Source organism: Streptomyces sp. NPDC052109, assembly GCF_040680195.1.
GTDB lineage: Bacteria > Actinomycetota > Actinomycetes > Streptomycetales > Streptomycetaceae > Streptomyces.
This window is the reverse complement of sequence record NZ_JBFAWF010000073.1, coordinates 1-1,325: the sequence shown is the minus strand read 5'-3', so window position 1 is coordinate 1,325 and position 1,325 is coordinate 1. Positions and strand designations below refer to the sequence as shown.

At 71.8% G+C, this 1,325-nt stretch carries 1 protein-coding gene; it reads left to right on the top strand.

Annotated elements, in window-relative coordinates; genetic code table 11:
* Positions 1-1,325, top strand: a 1,325-nt coding sequence (locus AB0L59_RS42240; protein ID WP_365593531.1) for a condensation domain-containing protein, incomplete at both ends; no start/stop codon positions are given.

Below are 1,325 nucleotides of genomic sequence, written 5' to 3'. Positions count from 1 at the left end.
GTCGCGTCGGTGGAGGGCGGTGCGGCGAACGTCGCGGACGTCTACCCGCTGGCGCCGCTGCAGGAGGGCCTGCTCTTCCACCACCTCCTCGCCGAGGGCGGTGACGACGCTTACGTGCTCCCGTCCGTGCTGGAATTCGACTCGCGCGAGCGCCTGGACGGCTTCACGGCCGCGCTGCAGAGCGTGATCGATCGGCACGACATCTTCCGCACCTCCTTCGTCTGGGAGGGGCTGAGCAGGCCGGTCCAGGTGGTGTGGCGCACGGCCGCCCTGCCCGTCACCGAGGTGACGTTGGACCCGCGCAGCAGCGACCCGGTGGCCGAGCTGGTCGGGGCCGTCGGTTCCGCGATGGACCTCAACCGGGCACCGCTGTTCAGCGTCCACACGGCCGCGGTCCCCGGTGACGACCGGTGGCTGGGCCTCGTACGCGTGCACCACCTGGTCCAGGACCACGCCGCCCTGGAGACGCTGCTGAGCGAGGTCCATGCCTTCCTCACCAGCCGGGGCGACCAGCTGCCCGAGCCGCTGCCCTTCCGCACCTTCGTGGCCCACACCCGGGGCGCCGCCGCGGACGAGGCCTTCCACGAGCGCTACTTCACCGACCTGCTCGGCGACGTCACCGAACCGACCGCTCCGTACGGGCTGGTGGACGTCCGCGGGGCGGGCGCCGATGTGGTGCGCGAAGTCGTGCCGTTCACGCCCGCCGCCGAGGCACGGCTGCGGGAGGTCTCCCGTCGGCTCGGTGTCAGTGCGGCGACCGTGCTGCACGTGGCATGGGCCAGGGCCCTGGCGGTGGTCAGCGGTCGCGATGACGTGGTCTTCGGAACCATCCTTTTCGGTCGGATGAACGTGGGCCTGGGCGCCGACCGCGTTGCCGGCCCGCTCATCAACACGCTCCCGGTGCGGGTGCGGACGGATGAGCTGGGTGTGCTGGAGGCGGTGTCGGCGATGCGTGACCAGCTCGCCGAGCTGCTGGAGCACGAGCACGCCCCGCTGGCCCTGGCGCAGCGGGCCGGTGGTGTCGAGGGCGGGGCTCCGCTGTTCTCCGCGCTGTTCAACTACCGCCACAACGGCGGCGGCGAGTCCGCCGAGCGGGTGCCTCAGGAGGCGGCGGAGGACCGAGTCGCGGTGGACGGGATCCGGTTGGTCTTCTCGCGTGAGCGGACCAACTACCCGCTCACCGTCGCGGTCGACGACAACGGCGAGAACCGCGGGTTGTCGCTCGCCGTCGACGCGGTCGCACCCGTCGATCCGGTTGCTGTCGGTGTTTTGGTGCGGACGGCTGTGGAGGGTGTGGTGTCGGCGTTGGAGGTGGCGCTGGATGG